Source organism: Carboxylicivirga linearis, assembly GCF_018271995.1.
Classification (GTDB): Bacteria; Bacteroidota; Bacteroidia; order Bacteroidales; family Marinilabiliaceae; genus Carboxylicivirga; species Carboxylicivirga linearis.
Map to the genome: position 1 here is coordinate 1 of NZ_JAGUCO010000138.1, position 586 is coordinate 586.

At 37.4% G+C, this 586-nt stretch carries 2 protein-coding genes; both read right to left on the reverse strand.

Going from position 1 to position 586, the window contains the following annotated elements:
* Nucleotides 1-335 (reverse strand): CHC2 zinc finger domain-containing protein (locus tag KEM10_RS25235; protein WP_244826141.1); only part of this gene is annotated, 335 nt, incomplete at its 3' end.
* Between the two features lie 3 nt (nucleotides 336-338).
* Nucleotides 339-586 (reverse strand): hypothetical protein (locus KEM10_RS25240; RefSeq protein ID WP_212221022.1); only part of this gene is annotated, 248 nt, incomplete at its 5' end.

Genomic DNA, 586 nt, shown 5'->3' on the forward strand with positions numbered 1-586 from the left:
TTCAGGCTTTCTTCATGTTTGAATTTGGCTTCATCCCAATTGGTGCTTTTCTTCCATTCAAAATTGAGGTTCAAAAGCTTTGCACCAATTTCAACGGCTTCTTTAAACTCAACATTTTCATGCTCCTTAATAAACTCAATGGCATTACCGCCTTTATCACAACCAAAGCATTTGAAAATTCCTTTTGCCGGGTTAACGCTGAACGAAGCCGTTTTCTCATTGTGAAATGGACAACAAGCTTTGTAATTAATCCCAGCTTTCTTTAGTGTGACAAAATTGGAGACAATCTCGTAAACTTCATCATTGATTTGCTCTATGACCCTTTTTGCATCCATCGGCTACCAATCTTTTCCTGTCAATAACTCACGGTTGCTGCTGTCAAGGCTCATAAAGAACTCATAAACGTTACCCCTGAAATCATAAAACTTATCTAACAGGTGGTAGCCCATATCTGAACCCCAAATTTTGTAAAAGAGAGCATTCAGCTCCAACTGTGAATCTTCAATCATTTTTTGAATTTTATTGCCATCAAACGGAATATTGGTATAGCCGTTTTTTTCATAGAAACTCTTTATGCGGTTATCGA